Consider the following 16,800-nt stretch of genomic DNA (forward strand, 5'->3'; position numbering starts at 1 on the left):
AGGATAAAAATACCAGGACGAAAAAAAACCGGGACACCCCGAAGGATGTCCCGGTCTTCACGAGCCAGACGGCGATCAGGCCTTGACGGTATCCGCCACGTCCTTGAAGTCGGCGATCTGGTCGAAGTTCATGTAGCTGTAGATCGTCTTTTCATGGGCGCCCAGAATGCCGGTGCCTTCCATGTACTCCTCGCGGGTCGGGATCCGGCCCAGACGCGAGCAGATGGCCGCCAGTTCAGCCGAACCCAGGTACACGAACGTGTTCTTGCCCAGGCGGTTCGGGAAATTGCGAGTGCTGGTCGACATGACAGTCGCGCCTTCGCGCACCTGTGCCTGGTTACCCATGCACAGCGAGCAGCCCGGGGGTTCCATCCGCGCGCCGGCCGCGCCCAGGGTACCGTAGTGCCCTTCTTCGGTCAGTTGCTTCTGGTCCATCTTGGTAGGCGGGGCCACCCACAGCTTGACCGGAATGTCGCGCTTGCCTTCGAGCAGCTTGGACGCGGCACGGAAGTGACCGATGTTCGTCATGCAGCTGCCGATGAACACTTCGTCGATCTTGGCGCCGGCGACTTCCGACAGCGTCTTCACGTCGTCGGGGTCGTTCGGGCAGGCCACCAGCGGCTCGTGCACGTCGGCCAGATCGATCTCGATCACGGCGGCGTATTCGGCGTCGGGGTCGGCCTTCATCAGCTTGGGATCGGCCAGCCAGGCTTCCATGGCGGCGATACGGCGGGCGATCGAACGCTTGTCGTCGTAGCCGCTGGCGATCATCCACTTCAACAGCGTGATGTTGCTGTTGATGTATTCGATGATCGGTTCCTTGTTCAGGTGCACCGTGCAACCGGCGGCCGAACGTTCTGCCGACGCGTCCGACAGCTCGAATGCCTGTTCGACCTTCAGGTCAGGCAGGCCTTCGATTTCCAGGATGCGACCCGAGAAGATGTTCTTCTTGTTCGACTTGTCGACGGTCAGCAGGCCAGCCTTGATCGCGTAGTAGGGAATCGCGCTGACCAGGTCACGCAGGGTGACGCCCGGCTGCAGCTTGCCCTTGAAACGGACCAGGACCGATTCGGGCATGTCGAGCGGCATGACGCCGGTCGCGGCCGCGAAGGCCACCAGGCCCGAACCTGCCGGGAAGCTGATGCCGATCGGGAAACGGGTGTGCGAGTCGCCGCCGGTGCCCACGGTATCGGGCAGCAGCATGCGGTTCAGCCACGAGTGGATCACGCCGTCGCCCGGACGCAGCGAGATGCCGCCGCGGTTGCTCATGAACGCTGGCAGGCTGTGGTGCGTCTTGACATCCACGGGCTTCGGGTACGCCGACGTGTGGCAGAAGGATTGCATCACGAGATCGGACGAGAAGCCCAGGCAGGCCAAATCCTTCAGTTCGTCGCGGGTCATGGGGCCGGTGGTGTCCTGGCTGCCGACCGACGTCATCAGCGGTTCGCAGTAGGTACCCGGACGCACGCCCTTGCCTTCCGGCATGCCGACAGCACGGCCGACCATCTTCTGGGCGAGCGTGTAGCCCTTGCCGGTGTCGGCGGGCTCGGTCGGCAGGCGGAACAGGGTCGACGGGGGCAGACCCAGCGCTTCGCGCGCCTTGGCGGTCAGGCCGCGGCCCACGATCAGCGGAATGCGGCCACCGGCGCGCACTTCGTCGAACAGGACGTCGGACTTCATCGAGAATTCGGCAATGACCTGACCGTTCTTCAGAGCCTTGCCTTCATACGGACGCAGCTCGACCACGTCACCCATGTCCATCTGGGACACGTCGAGTTCGATCGGCAGTGCGCCGGCGTCTTCCATCGTGTTGTAGAAGATCGGGGCGATCTTGTTGCCGAGACAGACGCCGCCGAAACGCTTGTTCGGGACGAAGGGAATGTCTTCACCGGTGAACCACAGCACCGAGTTGGTCGCGGACTTGCGCGACGAGCCCGTGCCGACCACGTCACCCACGTAGGCAACCAGGTTGCCCCGCGCGCGCATGTCTTGCAGGAACTTGATCGGGCCGATCTTGCCGGCTTCCTGCGGCTCGATACCAGGACGCGGGTTTTTCAGCATCGCCAGGGCGTGCAGCGGGATGTCCGGACGGCTCCACGCGTCGGGCGCGGGCGACAGGTCGTCGGTGTTGGTCTCGCCCGTCACCTTGAACACGGTCACGGTCAGGCTTTCGGGGACTTCGGGGCGGCTGGTGAACCATTCGCCGTCGGCCCAGCTTTGCAGCACGGCCTTGGCGTTGGCGTTGCCCTGGTCAGCCTTTTCCTTCACGTCGTGGAAGGCGTCGAACATGAGCAGGGTCTTTTTCAGGCCTTCGGCAGCGATGGCGCCGACCGACGAGTCATCCAGCAGTTCGACCAGCGGGCCAATGTTGTAGCCGCCCAGCATGGTGCCGAGCAGTTGCGTGGCTTTGGCGCGGTCGATGAGCGGACAAGCTTCCGAGCCCAGGGCCACGGCGGCCAGGTACGATGCCTTGACCTTGGCGGCGTCGTCGACGCCGGCCGGCACACGGTGCGTGAGCAGGTCGACCAGGTATTCACCCTCGCCTGCGGGCGGCTGCTTGAGCAGCTCGATCAGGTCGGCGGTTTGTTGTGCCGACAGAGGCAGCGGAGGAATACCGAGTGCAGCGCGCTCGGCAACGTGTTGGCGATAGGATTCAAGCATGACCGGGTCCCGTAGTGTGAGGGAATAGGAACGAACCCGGGAATTGTAGACCCACGCGCCGGAATGATCAAACGTCTTATATCTTATATAAGACATAAGGGGTATCCCGGGCGCCAGGTCCGGTCATGCTTGCGGAGGACTCAGCGCGGATCGGTCTCCAGCAGCATCTGCACCAGATCCTTCAAGTCGCGGCGCAGATCCTTGACACCGTCATGCAATTCCAAAGTCTCTTCGTTCATATACCGCTTGCGGTTGACCTCGAGCTGGATGCTGTGACGATGTTCTTCCGGCTTGCCATAGCGGCGCACCAGTTCCACACCCTTGTACGGGTAGTTGTATTCGACGCTGTAGCCGCGCTCGCGCAGGAAGGCGGCAACCTTCTGCGACAGTTCCGGCGACGCGGTGCTGCCGTCGCGATCGCCCACGACGAAATCGGCATGCACCAGGCCTGGCAGGTCGGTCGCATGGCTGCCGGCCACCGCCGGCATCGAATGGCAATTGAGGTGGATGCTGTAGCCATGCCGCGCGTGCGCTGCATCGATCGCTGAAGACACCGCCTCGTGATAGGGCTTCCAGCAGCGGGCGATCCGTTGCTGGATTTCCTGCACGCCCAGCAGCCGGTTGTAGATCGGAATGCCTTCGTCGGTGTATTTCCAGATCAGGCCCTTGCCCAGGCGCACCTTGGAGAGCACGTCGGGATCGGTTTCCACCGGATCGGGCCACGCGCCATCGAGCAGGCCGACGTCCAGTTCGGTCGTGTTGCGGTTGGCGTCCAGGTAGCTGCGCGGAAAGTGCGCCTCGACCCAGGCCACGCCCAGGTCGGCCGCAAAGTCGTACAGCTTTTCGACGTGCGTGTCTTCGGCGCGCCGCAGGATCGCGGGGTCGCACACGAAACGGAAGTCGTCGGGATAGAAGGTGCCGCTGTGCGGCGAGTCCAGCACCACGGGCGTGCTGCCCGCAAACGACGACAGCAGGGCTTCGCCCGGCGCCGACGTCGCGGAAGGGTATCGGCTATTGATGATACGGAGAACGGTACTCATGGGTCACCTCGGTCATCAGTCCAGCTGGATTTTCGCGAACTGGCTGATCTTTTGCATCTTGGCCATTTCATCGTGGATCTGTTTCGTGAATTCGGCAGGCGTCGTGCCCGACGCGTACAGGCCCAGGCCGGCCAGGCGCTCCCGCACCGGCGCTTCTTTCAGTGCCGTTGCCACCGCCTGCTGCATGCGGTTGACCGCGGCCGCGGGCGTGCCGGCCGGTGCGACCAGACCGAACCACGACGGATCGTTGTTCGACTGCATGCCGCGCTCACCATAGGTGGGCACGTCGGGCAGCACGTCAAGACGAGAGTCCCACGACACCGCCAGGGCGCGCAGCTTGCCCGCCTTGATGTGCGGCAGCGATGCGGCCACCTGGTCGAAGTAGGCCAGCACCTGGCCGCCCAGCAGGTCGTTGATCGCGGGGCCCGCGCCGCGGTAAGGAATGTGGACCATGTCGGTGCCGGTGGTGCTCTTGAACAGTTCGGCCCACATGTGGCTGATGGTGCCGTTGCCCGGCGTGGCGTAGGTGACCTTGCCCGGGTTGGCTTTCAGGTAGGCAATGAACTGCTCCAGCGTCTGAACCGGCACGCTCGGATTCACGACCAGCACGCCCGGGGCACGAACCATCTCGGTGACGGGAGCAAAGTCCTTGATCGGGTCATAGGGCAGCGTCTTGTAGACAGCCGGGTTGACGCCATGCGTGGATAGCGTCGCAACGCCAAAGGTCGAGCCGTCGGCCGCGGCGCGCGCCACTTCGGCCATGCCAATGGAGCCGCCCGCACCGGCGCGGTTTTCCACGACGACTGTCGTCTGCAATACACGGCCCACGGCTTCCCCGATGATGCGGCCAGTAATGTCAGTGGCGCCAGCCGGAGGGAAAGGCACGATCAGCCGTATCGGTTTACCTTGAGCCTTGACCATTCCAGGAAGGAAAGAAACGGCGGCAGTCGTGGCAATGAAAGTGCGGCGATCCATGGACTTCTCCTTGACGATTTGGGGCAGCTTGCTTGGACTCAAACTAGTCCGGACAATACCCAGTTTACGCGAAAGGGCATTCTGATAACATTCCGATCTGGAATGTTTTGATGGAATCACCATGCGACGTTTGCGCCCTCCCCTGCACCTGCTGCGCACGTTCTCTACCGTCGCGCGATTCGGCAGCATTTCCCGCGCGGCCGAGGCGCTGCACGTGACCCAGGGCGCCGTCAGCAAGCAGATCCAGGAACTGGAACGCTGGATAGATGTGCCGCTGTTCGAACGGGCGCGCAAGCGGCTGTCCTTGACCCCGGCCGGCGAGCGCTATCACACGGTCATCCGGCCGCTGCTGGCGCAACTCGAGGCCGCCACGCTCGACCTGATCACGAGCGGCGACGGCGGTGGCGCGCTGCATCTGTCCACCCTGCCCACCTTTGGGGCCAAGTGGCTGATTCCGCGGCTGCCCGACTTTCAGCAGCGTCACCCGCAGGTCGCCCTGCACTTCGTGCCGTACGTGCACGGCTACGATTTCACGCGGCCGGACCTGGATTGTTCGATCCTGTTTGGCGAAGGGCACTGGCCCGATGCACATGCCCATTACCTGGCGGGCAGTGACGTGGTGCTGATCGCGCCGCCCGCCGGGCTGGGCCTGCCGGCAATCGAGTCGCCCGACGACGTCAGCCGGCACACCTTGCTGCAGCATGTCAGCGTGCCGCAGGCGTGGCTGCAATGGAGCGAGACGCATGCGGTGCACACGATCGACCCCTTGACCGGACCGCAGTTCGACCAGTTCCACACGCTGATCCGCGCGGTCATGGTCGGGATGGGGCTCGCGCTGGTGCCACGCTGCCTGGTGCAGGATGAAATCACGGCCGGCCTGGTCTGCGCGCCGGCGGACATGAGCTATCGCAGCAATGCAGGGTACTGGTTCTGCTATCCGGAAGCGCGGGCGAACCAGGCGACGCTGACGCGGTTCAAGGAATGGCTGGTGGCCGCGGCGGTGGGGGCCGATCAGTAGCGCGGCACGACAATCGCGACCTGCTCCGCCGGCGGGGTATTCCGGCTGCGGCCACAGCGCACGATCCCGTCGATCATCACCATGCCCACGCCCGGGATGTCGCCCAGCTCGACGCTTTCCAGCAGCGTCTTGCCCGCCGAATGTTGCGCGCGATCCATGAAGACAAAGTCCGCTGGGCGACCCACTTCGATCAGGCCCTGACGCAGATTGCGCATCCGCGCCGTGTTGCCCGTCGCAAAGCCAAAGGCGATTTCGGCCGGGATGTCGGCCATGCTCGATATCAGCGCCACCATGCGCAGGATGCCCAGCGGCTGCACGCCCGACCCGGCCGGGCCATCGGTCCCCAGGATCACGCGGTGCGGGCACTTCAATTCCACCGCGTGCCTGGCGGTCAGGATCGCGATACGTTCGTTGCCGTTGTGAACGATCTCGAGCGCGCGGGTCGACCGCTCGCACAGTTCACAGACATGTTTGTATGGCAGCGCGGTGTGGCCGCCGTTCACATGGCCGATCACGTCGGCATCGGCTTCGAGCACGACGTCGGAATCGATCAGGCCCGACCCCGGAATGGACGGTCCGCCTGTGTGGATGGTGCTCTGGATGCCGTACTTGCGCGCCCAGGCCACCATCGGTCCGGCTTCGTATCCGGCCTTGACGGTGCCCAGGCCGACTTCACGGAGCAGTGTCACACCGGCGTCGGCCAGGTCCTTGAAGTCCTGTTCGACCATGCCCTGTTCCAGGATGGGCGCACCGGCCAGCACCTTGACTCCGCCCCCCACGCCCGCACCGCGCATGCCCTCGAAGGAACGCTGCGCGGTGATCGCCAGCGCTTTGAGGCCGACGATATCCCTGGGCCGGCCGGGCAAGTGCACCTCGCCGGCCGAAATCATGGTGGTGACGCCGCCGTGCAGGCTTGACTCGATCCACCCCAGCTGCCCCTGGCGCGGTGTCCAGTCGCCAAAGACCGGATGCACGTGCGAGTCGATCAGGCCCGGCGCCAGCGCGGTCCCGCGGCAATCGATCACCGTGGCGGCGCCATCGATGTCGCCATCGGACGCGTCGCCGATCGCGACGATGATGCCGTCATCGACCACCACGGTGCTTGCGTCCAGGATGGGTTGGTCGATGTCGCCCGACAGCAGCAGGCCGATGTTCCGGATCACTACCTTGCCGGACTTGCCCGACACACTTTCCATTGCCATTGTCTGCTCTCCCGTGCCGTGCGTGACGTGCCCTGCCTCAAACCGACAGGTAGGCCCGCCGTACGGCGTCGTTGGCCGCCAGTTCCTCCATCGTGCCCTGATAGCGGATATGGCCGTTCTCAAGCACGTAGGCGCGGTCGCTCACCAGTTCCGCAAAGTGCATGTTCTGTTCGGACAGCAGGATGGACATGCCTTCGCGTTTGAGCGCGATGATCATGTTGGCCATCTGCTCCACGATCACCGGCGCCACGCCTTCGGACGGTTCATCGAGCAGCACCAGGTAGGGATTGCCCATCAGCGTGCGCGACACGGTCAGCATCTGCTGCTCGCCGCCGCTCATCTGGCCACCCGGCCGGTTCGGCATTTCGCCCAGGTTCGGGAACAGCTTGAACAGCTTTTCAGGGGTCCATTCCACGGCATCCGCCCGGGCGGGCTGCTTGCCGATTTCCAGATTTTCGAGCACGCTCAATTCGGTGAACACGCGGCGGTCTTCGGGCACGAAGCCCATGCCCAGCCGCGCGATCTGATAGGGCTTGCTCTTGGCCACCGACTGGCCCAGGAAGTCGACTTCGCCGCGGCTGCGGTCCAGCAGGCCCATCACGGCCTTCATGGTGGTCGACTTGCCGGCCCCGTTGCGGCCCATCAGGGCCACCACTTCGCCGCGGCGCACTTCCAGGCCGACATCGAACAGGATGTGCGCGCGGCCGTAGAAGGCGTTCAGGTTCTGTACCTTCAGCAGTACGTCGCTCATGCATGTGCTCCGGCGGTCGTCAGGTCGGGCGCCTTGGCCTCGAAGGTTTTTCCGGTGCCGAAATAGACTTCGCGCACCTTGGGGTGGTTGCGGATCGTTTCGCCATCGCCTTCCGCGATCAACTGGCCGCGGGCCAGCACGATCATGCGGTCGGCATAGGCAAACACCACGTCCATGCTGTGCTCGGTAAAGAGCACCGACAGGTTGCGTTCCACCACCAGTTTCTTGGTCAGCGCCATCAGCGCGTTGCGCTCGTTGGGCGCCATCCCTGCGGTCGGCTCGTCCATCAGCAGCAGCTTGGGCTGGTTGGCCAGTGCAATGGCCAGCTCGACCCGCTTGACGTCGCCATAGGCCAGCACGCCGCAGGACCGCTCGGCCTGGCTGGCCATGTCGACCTGGGCCAGCAGCGCCATGGCTTCATCGCGATAGAACGACGCCGCCGGCCGCCACAGATGCGACAGCTTGCGCTCGAACGACATCAAGGCCATCTGCACGTTTTCGACCACGGTCATGGAACTGAACGTGGCGGCGATCTGGAAGGTCCGCCCCACGCCGAGCCGCCAGATGTTGCGCGGCTTCATGCCGATCAGTTCCTGCCCGTCGAGCAGGATCGAACCGCTGTTGGGCTTGAGCTGCCCGTTGACCATGTTGAAGCAGGTCGACTTGCCGGCGCCGTTGGGGCCCAGCAGCGCGAGCAACTGGCCGCGCGGCAGATCGAAGGACACGTTGTCGGCGGCCTTGACGCCGCCGAAGGACTTGGTCAGGTTCTTGACTTGGAGCAAGCTCATACCGCCTCCCGCAGCGCGGCTGGATCGGTGACGGTGACCGTGACCGGTTTGGTGCCGGGCGCGCCGCCGTCGTGTTTGTCGCCGCGCTGGAACACGCTGCGAAGGAAGCCGACGATGCCGAGCGGGAACGCCAGCACCAGGGCCAGCACGGCCAGGCCCAGAATCGCGCGCCAGTATTCGGTTTCGCGGGCAATTGTGTCATGCAGCCAGGTAAAGACGGAGGCCCCGACGATGGGACCGGCCAGCGTCTGCACGCCGCCCAGCAGCACCATCACCAGGCCATCGATGGACCGGCTGACACTGATGGCTTCGGGCGAGATGCTGCCCTTCGAAAACGCGAACAGCGAACCGGCCAGACCGCAGAACATGCCGGCCACCACAAAAGCCATCCACTGCACCTGCTTGACGTCGATCCCGATCGAATCGGCACGCAGCGGCGAATCCCGGCCCGCGCGCATGGCATAGCCGAAGGGCGAGAACAACGCCCGGCGCAGCAGCCACACTCCGGCCACGCACATCACCAGTGTCAGGTAGTAATAGGCCACCGGCGACGACAGCCAGGCCGCGGGCCAGATGCCCACCAGGCCGTTGCTGCCGCCCGTGAACGCATCCCACTGGTAGATGATCGACCACACGATCTGCGCAAAGGCCAGCGTCAGCATCGCCAGATAGACCCCCGACAGGCGCACGCAGAACCAGCCGAATACCAGGGCGCCGACCGCCGCCACCAGGGGCGCCAGCATCAGCGCGGCTTCCATGGGCAGGCCCACGGACTTGAACAGCAGCGCCGCGCCATAGGCGCCCAGGCCGAAGTACGCCGCATGTCCGAAGGAATGCATGCCGCCCGGGCCCATGATGAAGTGCAGGCTGGCAGCGAACAGCACGGCCACCAGGATTTCGACCAGCAACACCGTCAGGTAGGGGAATGCGGCGGCCAGCAGGGGCACGGCCACCAGGGCGGCAATGACCACGATGAACAGCGCTTGCACGGCCTTGCTGGTCGGGCGCAGCGGATCTTCCACGCCCGACACATTGCGCGACAGGGCAAGCGGCTTTCCGAGCAGACCCCACGGGCGTACCACCAGGATGAAGGCCATGACCAGGAATTCGGCCACCAGGGTCAGCTTCGACAGCGAAAACACCACGCCAAAGATCTGTACCTGCCCGATGGCGATACACAGCGCCTTGATCTCCGCGATCAGCAGCGCCGCCAGGAAGGCGCCCGGGATCGAGCCCATGCCGCCCACGACCACCACCACGAAGGCGCTGCCGATGGCTTCCAGATCCATGGCCAGGTTGGCGGGCATGCGCGGACCCTGCAGGGCGCCGCCCAGGCCGGCCAGGAAGGAACCCAGCGCGAACACGCCGGTGAACAGCCAGGCCTGGTTGATGCCCAGTGCGCCGACCATCTCGCGATCCTGCGTTGCTGCGCGGATCAGCTTGCCCCAGCGGGTGCGGGTCAGGGCCAGCCACAGAATGCCCAGCACCAGCGGACCGATGAAGATCAGGGCGAGGTCATACTGGGGAACACGTCGGCCCAGGATTTCGACCGAGCCCGTCAGGCCGGGCGCGCGCGGACCGAACAGGTCCTCGGCGCCCCAGATATACAAAGCCACGTCCTTGAGCACCAGCACGACGGCAAAGGTGGCAAGGAGCTGGAACAGCTCGGGCGCATGGTAGATGCGCCGCAAGACCAGAATTTCGATGAGCGCGCCGATCAGGGCGACGGCCAGCGCGGCCAGGACGACCGAGGCCCAGAAACCGAGGCCGGTGCCGCCCATCATCCCGACGATGGTGTAAGCGATGTAGATCCCGAACATGTAGAACGAACCATGCGCGAAATTGACGATACGCGTCACGCCGAAGATCAGCGACAGGCCCGCTGCGACCATGAACATGGCCGATGCGTCGGCCAGGCCGTTCAGCATTTGGACAAATAAGCTTGAGAAAGTCATGCGCGTGCCATCCAGCAAGAAGCAGGGGGCGCGCCGCGGTCACGATTGAACCGGACCGGGCGCCCCATTTACAGTGGAACCGCCCTGACTTCAGTCCGCAGGACGCAGTTTCTTCACTTCGGCATCGCTCAATTGAACCGATGCGCCGTCGACGTACTTGTAGTCGACCATGATGCCCTTGCCGTCCTTGACGTCGGTGCGGCCCACATAGGCGCCCATCGTCGACTGGTTATCCTGCGCGCGATAGGTGATGTTGCCCATCGGCGTCGGCACGACCAGGCCCTTGAACGCCTGGACCATCTTTTCGGTATCGCTGCTGCCGGCTTTCTTCAGGCCCGCGGCCAGCGACATGACCGAGCTGTAGCCCACCACCGAGCCCAGACGCGGATAGTCGTTGAACTTCTTGCGGAAGGCGTCGACGAACTTCTTGTTTTCGGGCGTGGTGATCGAATACCAGGGGTAGCCGGTCACGATCCAGTTCTTGGGCGCTTCGTCTTTCAGCGGATCCAGGTATTCCGGTTCGCCGGTCAGCAGCGACACGACCTGGCGATTTTCGAACAGACCGCGGGTGTTGCCTTCGCGCACGAAGCGGCCCAGGTCGGCGCCAAACAGCGTGTTGAAGATTGCGTCGGGCTTGGCATCGGCCAGCGCCTGCGTGACCGCGCCGGCATCGACCTTGCCGAGCGGCGTGGCTTGCTCGGCCACCCACTCGATATCGGGCTGCGCAGCCGTCATCAGTTTCTTGAACGTGGCGACCGACGACTGGCCGTATTCATAATTGGGATAGACGATGGCCCAGCGTTTTTTCTTCAGCTTGAGCGCTTCCGGCACCAGCATCGCGACCTGCATGTACAGCGACGGGCGCAGGCGGTAGGTGTAGCGGTTGCCGTTTTCCCACACGATCTTGTCGGTCAGCGGTTCGGACGCCAGGAAGAACACCTTGCGCTGCTTGGCGAAGTCGGTAATGGCCAGGCCCGTGTTCGACAGGAAGCCGCCGAACAGCACGTCGACCTTCTCACGCGTGATCAGCTCTTCGGCCACCCGCACGGAATCGCCCGGGTTGCCGTTGTCGTCGCGCGCAATGATTTCAAGCTTCTTGCCGTTGACGCCGCCGGCAGCGTTGATCTCTTCGATCGCCAGCTCGTAACCGCGCTTGTACGGCTCGAGAAACGCAGGCTGTGCCTTGTAGCTGTTGATCTCGCCGATCTTGATGGTGCTCTGGGCATACGCGCCGGTCGCTGCGAACACGGACACCAGCGCGGCCGTGTGGCGCAGGAAACGAGTGGGTGCTGTCATGGCTTTTCCTAACGAAGTGTGAAGCATCACAAAATCTACGGGGAGTACTGCAAATGGCGAGGCGCCGGCCAACCGCATCGGCGCCCTGGTTCGAACCTGTGAAGCAGGCACCGGCTAGCGTAATCCGTCCACGCCCTGGATGGCATCTTTTTCCAGTCCGCCAACGCGTGCCAGAGGCCGCCCGCTGTCGGTCACGACCACGGCCACCACGATCTCATTGGCGCGCGGCGCGTCGGACACTCGTGCTTCCATCGCGTCGAAGTGACTGCGTACATACGCGGCGTCCTTGTGGCCCAAGGGAACGTCGATCGCGGTGCCCAGCGTGCCCATCTTTTTGGCGGACGGCACCAGCGCGGCGCCCTTGCCCAGCACGTCGCGCAGCGGAGCGCCCAGTTTGGGGTGCAGAATTGCCGCAGCGTGTTCAATCTCGCCGGCTTCGCCCACGATGGCGGCCTTGCCGTAGCTTTCAGCTTCACCGGGCGAAATACCCAGGGCGGCGACGCATTTTTCGCCCAGCAGGCGGCCCAGTTCGGCGCCGATCTCGACCAACTCATCCAGGTTGCCGGCGTAGCGGCCCGCATAAGGGTTGGCGATCACGGCCATGGCCAGCGCGCGGCGGGTCGGCGGGGTCACTACCTGCCCCATCTCGATCCGGATCTCGTCGACCTGTACCACCAGCTTGCGAAGATTCATCGTCATGTCCTGTCCTTGGTCGATCTTGTTCGATACGCGGCGCGCGTTCAGCGCAGCCCGTCCTTGCCCACGATTTGCGACACCGCCAGGCCGCCCACCCGGGCGTGCACGCGTGCACCGGTTGTCATGGCCAGCACGAACACCACTTCGTCCGCGGCGGGCGCACCGGGCACCGACACTTCCATCGCATCGAAATGGCTGCGCACGTAGCTGGCGTTGACATGGGCGAGCGGGACATCGAGCCGGGTCGAAGGTGCGCCGACTTTCTTGGCCGAAATCACAATCGCGTTCGTGGCCACGCCCTGCCCTTCGAGCAGTTCCCGCATGGCATAGCCGCCAGGCACATGCCACACCGCGCCATGTTCCAGTTCGCCAGCGGCGCCCACGATCGCGCCCTTGCCGTAGCTTTCGATGCTCTTGGCATCGACCTGCATGGCCGCGAGCAGCCGCCGCGCCATATCCAGGCCCACCGGCTTCAATGCATCCATCATCGGCAACAGGTCGGGTTCATACCGGCCGGCAAACGGATTGGTCAGCACTGCCATGATCGCGCCGCGCACCAGGGGCGTCGCCGCTGGCGGGCCGTACTCATGGAAAATCGTTTCCACGTGGGTGAAGACTTCGCGGATCTCGATCATGCATCGTCCTGTCGGTCAAAAAAACGGGTCGTGGAAGCGGTCTTGCGGGGCAGCACCACGCATGTGCAAACGCAGGCGCCATGCGCATCATTCGGGTGCGACTGCTCACCCAATGCACCGCAATATCCCACATTTCATGTAGTACGCACTACATGGAAATCACTGATAAGAAACAATGCAAGGATAGTGCCAGGGCAAGGCCATGCGGGCCCGTTCGTTCGGCAATCACTACATGAAACGGATACGCAAAATCAGGCGAACGACAACTCAGGCGGGAACGGCTGCGCCGTGCCTTGCGCGCAGCGCCGCTCGAATGCGGCCAGGGGTAAAAGGCGGCTGGCGAAACCGAACGCCCGTCGCATCGAACAGCGCATTGGCAATCGCGGCTGCGCTGGGCACCGACGCGGATTCGCCCGCGCCCATGGGGGGTTCGTCCTGGCGCGGCATCAGCAGCACCTCGATGTCGGGGACATCCTTGAAACCCAGGATGGGATAGGCGCCCCACTCGCGGCTGACCACGCCGGCTTCGTCGAACTCGACCTGTTCGAGCAGCACGCGGCTGATCGATTGAATCGCATTGCCCTGCAACTGGTGGCGCACACCCGCCGGGTTGACCATCATGCCGGTGTCCTGGCCGACGATCAGTCGTTCGACCCGCACACGCCCGGTGACCGGGTCCACGGCAATGGCGATTGCCCAAGCAGACCACGCGGCGCCGAATCCCGGAAAGCGGCTGTGGATGTATCGCGCGTACGCAAAGCCGTGGCCACGCAGCAGGCCATCCGGGTCAGGTTCGCCGCGGCTGCCGGTGCGGCGGTCGGACCACTGCGCCTTGGCGGCCACGGCGCGCACCAGGTCCGCTGCCCGGGCGTCACCCAGGTGCGCCAGGCGGAATTCGACCGGATCGCGTTCGGCGGCTTCGGCCAGTTCATCAATGAACGCGTCATGCGCAAACGAGTTCGGCAAGGCCGACACCCCGCGCAGCCACGAGGCGCGCACGATGGCCGGCATATCCCGGCACACGATGCGCTGCGACGGGTAGCGATAAGGCGGCACGGCGGTGCGATCGCCCATCTGCAAGGCGCGTGGGCCAGCCGGCTCGACGCCCGTCAGCAGCAAGGCAAGCAAGGGGGCGTCGTTGGATGGATAGCTGGTCGCAAGTTCGTACGCGGACAGATTGCCCTGCGCGTCGATCGCGCCCTTCACGTCCACCAGCTGCGCAGCGCCCTTGGGTTCCCACGCATGTTCCTGCTCGCGGCTCAATTGCACGCGCACCGGGCGGCCCACGGCGCGCGACAGCAGCGCGGCGTCGGCCGCCACGTCGTCGGCGCAATTTCGGCCGTAGCAGCCGGCGGCCTCGTGCCGCACGATCTCGATACGGTCTTCGGTCACGCCCAGCAGCCGATGCAGATCGATGCGCAGCATGTGGGGGTTCTGGGTGCCCGACCACACGGTCAGGCTGTCGCCCCGCACGTCGGCCACGGCGCAGGAAGGACCGATCGAAGCGTGCAACTGGTAGGGCCAGACATAGGTGGCGGACACCGTGGCGGCGGCGGCCGCAAAGTGCGCATCAGTGTCTTCCGAATCCTTCAACACACGGTCAGTGGAAGGGTTGTCGCGCAGCGCCCGCTCCAGATCGTCAAGCACAGGCGCATCGGGAATGGGTTTCCAGCGCACGACCAGCCGGCTCGCCGCCTGGATGGCCTGCCATTCGGTGTCCGCGACCACGCCCACGAAGTCGCCCTGCGTGACCACGTCGATCACGCCTGGCATGCGGCGCACCGCCGCGTCGTCGACCCCCAGCAGGCTGTGGCCGATGAACGGACCGACGTCACGCCCGGGATACGGCGGACGTACCACCCGCCCATGGACCATGCCGGGCAGCCGGACATCGTGCACATAGACGTGCGTGCCGACGGCCTTGCCCGGGATGTCCGTACGGGGGGTGTCCTGGCCGACGATGCGGTAGGTGGACGGAGGCTTGAGCGGCAATTCATCGGCCAGTTTCAGGTCGACGGCGTCGTCGCCCAGCAAGGTCCAGTAGTCGGTGGTGGCCGCGGCGCCCGGGGATAATGCGTTGCCCGGCACGTGCACGACGCCATCTTCCACGCGCAGCGCATGCACATCGACGCCGTAGTGCGCCGCCGCCCGCGCCAGCAGAAAGGCGCGCGCCTGCGCAGCGGCCCGGCGCAAGGGGATCGACGCGATCTGGATGGTGGCGCTGGCGATTGTCGGGCCCTGGTTGGGCACGGCTTCGGTATGGCCGAGCACCATCTCGACCCGCTGCACCGCCACGTCCAGTTCTTCGGCCACGATCTGCGCCAGCGACGTCCGGATGCCGGTGCCCAGGTCGACGTGGCCATTGAAGGCCAGCACCCGTCCCCCTGCAAGGATTGCGATGAACACGTCCGGATGCGCGGGCACGTAGTCCGACGCGGCGCCCGGCTGACCGGGCGCGGGTTTCACGCCCGGCAATGGGTCGCGCACGATGCGCAGCGCCGGCCGCGCGGCCAGCAGCGCCAGGTGGTCGGCGCGATGCTGCGGCAGGTCAGCCACCGGCGGATTCCTTGGCCCAGGCGTCGAGCACGCGGCCATCCTGCACGACTTTCTGTCCATCCAGTGCCACCGTGCAGTGGCGCATGGGAATGTCGATGTGGCAGGTCGTGCTGCGCTCGCCGCCGCCCTCGTTGTTCGGGCCCATCGAGAACAGGAAGTTGCCTTCGAAGGCGCGCGCGTCCATGCCTATCGTGGCTTCGCGATCGTACTGGGCCAGCGTCGACCAATAGGCCAGCGGCTGCAGGCCCCAGCCAATATGCGACATGGCATAGGCTTCCGGATCCTTGAAGGACGACATGTATTCCTTGAGCAGGTCGGCATGCATGCCGCCGCTGATGGACCGCACATAGCCGTCCTTGACGACCAGTTCGATCGGGTCGCTGATGTAGCTTTTCATGGGCAGCAGGATGTCGCCACGATCGAGCACGATCCGGCCTTGCGTGCCGCCTTCGTTCGGGAAGGTCAATGCGAAGCCGCTGGGCCAGTGGTCCCACCGGCCCGGTTCGTCGACAAAGCCGTATTCGCGGATCGCCGGGAATTCGCCCAAGGCGCAGCGCAGGTCGGTGCCGGCCGGCGACGTGATGTGCATTTCCTTCGCGCCTTCGATGCGCGCCGCGGCCGCCATCACGCGTTCGCGATCATTCATGCTGGGCAGGATCCGGCACAGCACTTCGGGCGGTTCGACCGCCAGCAGGATCTTGGTGCCGCTTTTCAGGATCTCGTGCTGCTCCGGCGAAAACAGCAGCGTCATCAGGTCCAGGACCAGGTCGCTTTCTTTCAGCGCCGCAATGGCCGCGCGGTTGCCCGTGAGCGGCGTGGTGCCCAGGTAGGACAGCGAATCGCGGCTCAACGCCTTTTCGCCGTTGACCGGGGGCAGGTCCAGGCAGTTGACGATGGCGCCCAATGACGACACGGCAGCAATCGCGCCGCGCAGGGTTTGCGGATGGGTGGATGCGCCTGTCAGGATCGTGACGACCTGTCCGGCTTCCAGTTTCGACAACGTGAGCACGTGGCGCCACGCTTCAAGCATCTGATGATCGCTAACCGCCATTGCCGCACCCTTCATCTGTTGAGGGGATCGTATGGATCCCGCTGCCTTCAAGTCAGGCAATTTTTAATGTGTACGCTGCATTCTGGCATTGGAAGAAAGAACTGACAACAAGGGAATGCCCCGCTGTCGGGCCTCATGGAATACCCGCATTCACCTTACCTCTCAGGCGCTTCAAC

The 16,800-nt window shown here is 64.7% G+C and carries 13 protein-coding genes; 1 reads left to right on the forward strand and 12 read right to left on the reverse strand.

Going from position 1 to position 16,800, the window contains the following annotated elements:
- Positions 1-75: 75 nt before the first annotated feature.
- The 3 genes from IE116_RS05640 to IE116_RS05650 form a co-directional block, all read right to left on the reverse strand.
- A complete protein-coding gene (locus IE116_RS05640) occupies positions 76-2,661 on the reverse strand; it encodes a bifunctional aconitate hydratase 2/2-methylisocitrate dehydratase (RefSeq protein WP_189610551.1) in 2,586 nt (861 codons plus the stop codon).
- A 140-nt stretch (positions 2,662-2,801) separates the two neighbouring features.
- On the reverse strand, positions 2,802-3,701 hold the full coding sequence (locus tag IE116_RS05645; RefSeq protein WP_189610553.1) for an N-formylglutamate amidohydrolase: 900 nt from the start codon (positions 3,699-3,701) through the stop codon (positions 2,802-2,804).
- A 15-nt stretch (positions 3,702-3,716) separates the two neighbouring features.
- Positions 3,717-4,676 carry a tripartite tricarboxylate transporter substrate binding protein BugE gene (locus IE116_RS05650; RefSeq protein WP_189610555.1) on the reverse strand — a complete coding sequence of 320 codons (960 nt, stop codon included), beginning with the start codon at positions 4,674-4,676 and terminating at the stop codon, positions 3,717-3,719.
- 115 nt (positions 4,677-4,791) lie between these two features.
- Here IE116_RS05650 and IE116_RS05655 point away from each other — a divergent pair, with 115 nt between their 5' ends.
- Positions 4,792-5,694 (forward strand): LysR substrate-binding domain-containing protein, encoded by a 903-nt coding sequence (locus tag IE116_RS05655; protein WP_189614460.1) that lies wholly within the window; start codon positions 4,792-4,794, stop codon positions 5,692-5,694.
- Here the strand turns inward: IE116_RS05655 and IE116_RS05660 are convergent.
- From IE116_RS05660 to IE116_RS05700, 9 genes are all read right to left on the reverse strand, one after another.
- Positions 5,688-6,896 carry an amidohydrolase family protein gene (locus IE116_RS05660; protein ID WP_189610557.1) on the reverse strand — a complete coding sequence of 403 codons (1,209 nt, stop codon included), beginning with the start codon at positions 6,894-6,896 and terminating at the stop codon, positions 5,688-5,690. The two genes, IE116_RS05655 and IE116_RS05660, sit on opposite strands and share 7 nt — an antisense overlap.
- 37 nt (positions 6,897-6,933) lie before the next feature.
- Positions 6,934-7,647 (reverse strand): ABC transporter ATP-binding protein, encoded by a 714-nt coding sequence (locus IE116_RS05665; protein WP_189610559.1) that lies wholly within the window; start codon positions 7,645-7,647, stop codon positions 6,934-6,936.
- A complete protein-coding gene (locus tag IE116_RS05670) occupies positions 7,644-8,435 on the reverse strand; it encodes an ABC transporter ATP-binding protein (protein WP_179587281.1) in 792 nt (263 codons plus the stop codon). The genes IE116_RS05665 and IE116_RS05670 overlap by 4 nt, the downstream gene beginning before the upstream one ends.
- Positions 8,432-10,390, reverse strand: a complete 1,959-nt coding sequence (locus tag IE116_RS05675) for an ABC transporter permease (protein ID WP_189610561.1) — start codon at positions 10,388-10,390, stop codon at positions 8,432-8,434. Before IE116_RS05675 ends, IE116_RS05670 begins: the two co-directional genes overlap by 4 nt.
- A 90-nt stretch (positions 10,391-10,480) precedes the next feature.
- Positions 10,481-11,686 (reverse strand): ABC transporter substrate-binding protein, encoded by a 1,206-nt coding sequence (locus IE116_RS05680; protein ID WP_189610563.1) that lies wholly within the window; start codon positions 11,684-11,686, stop codon positions 10,481-10,483.
- Between the two features lie 114 nt (positions 11,687-11,800).
- A complete protein-coding gene (locus tag IE116_RS05685) occupies positions 11,801-12,385 on the reverse strand; it encodes an amino acid synthesis family protein (protein WP_189610565.1) in 585 nt (194 codons plus the stop codon).
- Positions 12,386-12,426: 41 nt separating this feature from the next.
- A complete protein-coding gene (locus tag IE116_RS05690) occupies positions 12,427-13,017 on the reverse strand; it encodes an amino acid synthesis family protein (RefSeq protein ID WP_189610567.1) in 591 nt (196 codons plus the stop codon).
- A 267-nt stretch (positions 13,018-13,284) separates the two neighbouring features.
- Positions 13,285-15,612 (reverse strand): xanthine dehydrogenase family protein molybdopterin-binding subunit, encoded by a 2,328-nt coding sequence (locus IE116_RS05695; protein WP_189610569.1) that lies wholly within the window; start codon positions 15,610-15,612, stop codon positions 13,285-13,287.
- Complete coding sequence (locus IE116_RS05700; RefSeq protein WP_189610571.1) at positions 15,566-16,624, reverse strand: 2,5-dihydroxypyridine 5,6-dioxygenase NicX family protein; 1,059 nt, start codon at positions 16,622-16,624, stop codon at positions 15,566-15,568. The genes IE116_RS05695 and IE116_RS05700 overlap by 47 nt, the downstream gene beginning before the upstream one ends.
- Between the last annotated feature and the right edge of the window lie 176 nt (positions 16,625-16,800).

Origin of the sequence: Pigmentiphaga litoralis (assembly GCF_014651835.1) — a bacterium.
Taxonomy (GTDB): domain Bacteria; phylum Pseudomonadota; class Gammaproteobacteria; order Burkholderiales; family Burkholderiaceae_B; genus Pigmentiphaga; species Pigmentiphaga litoralis.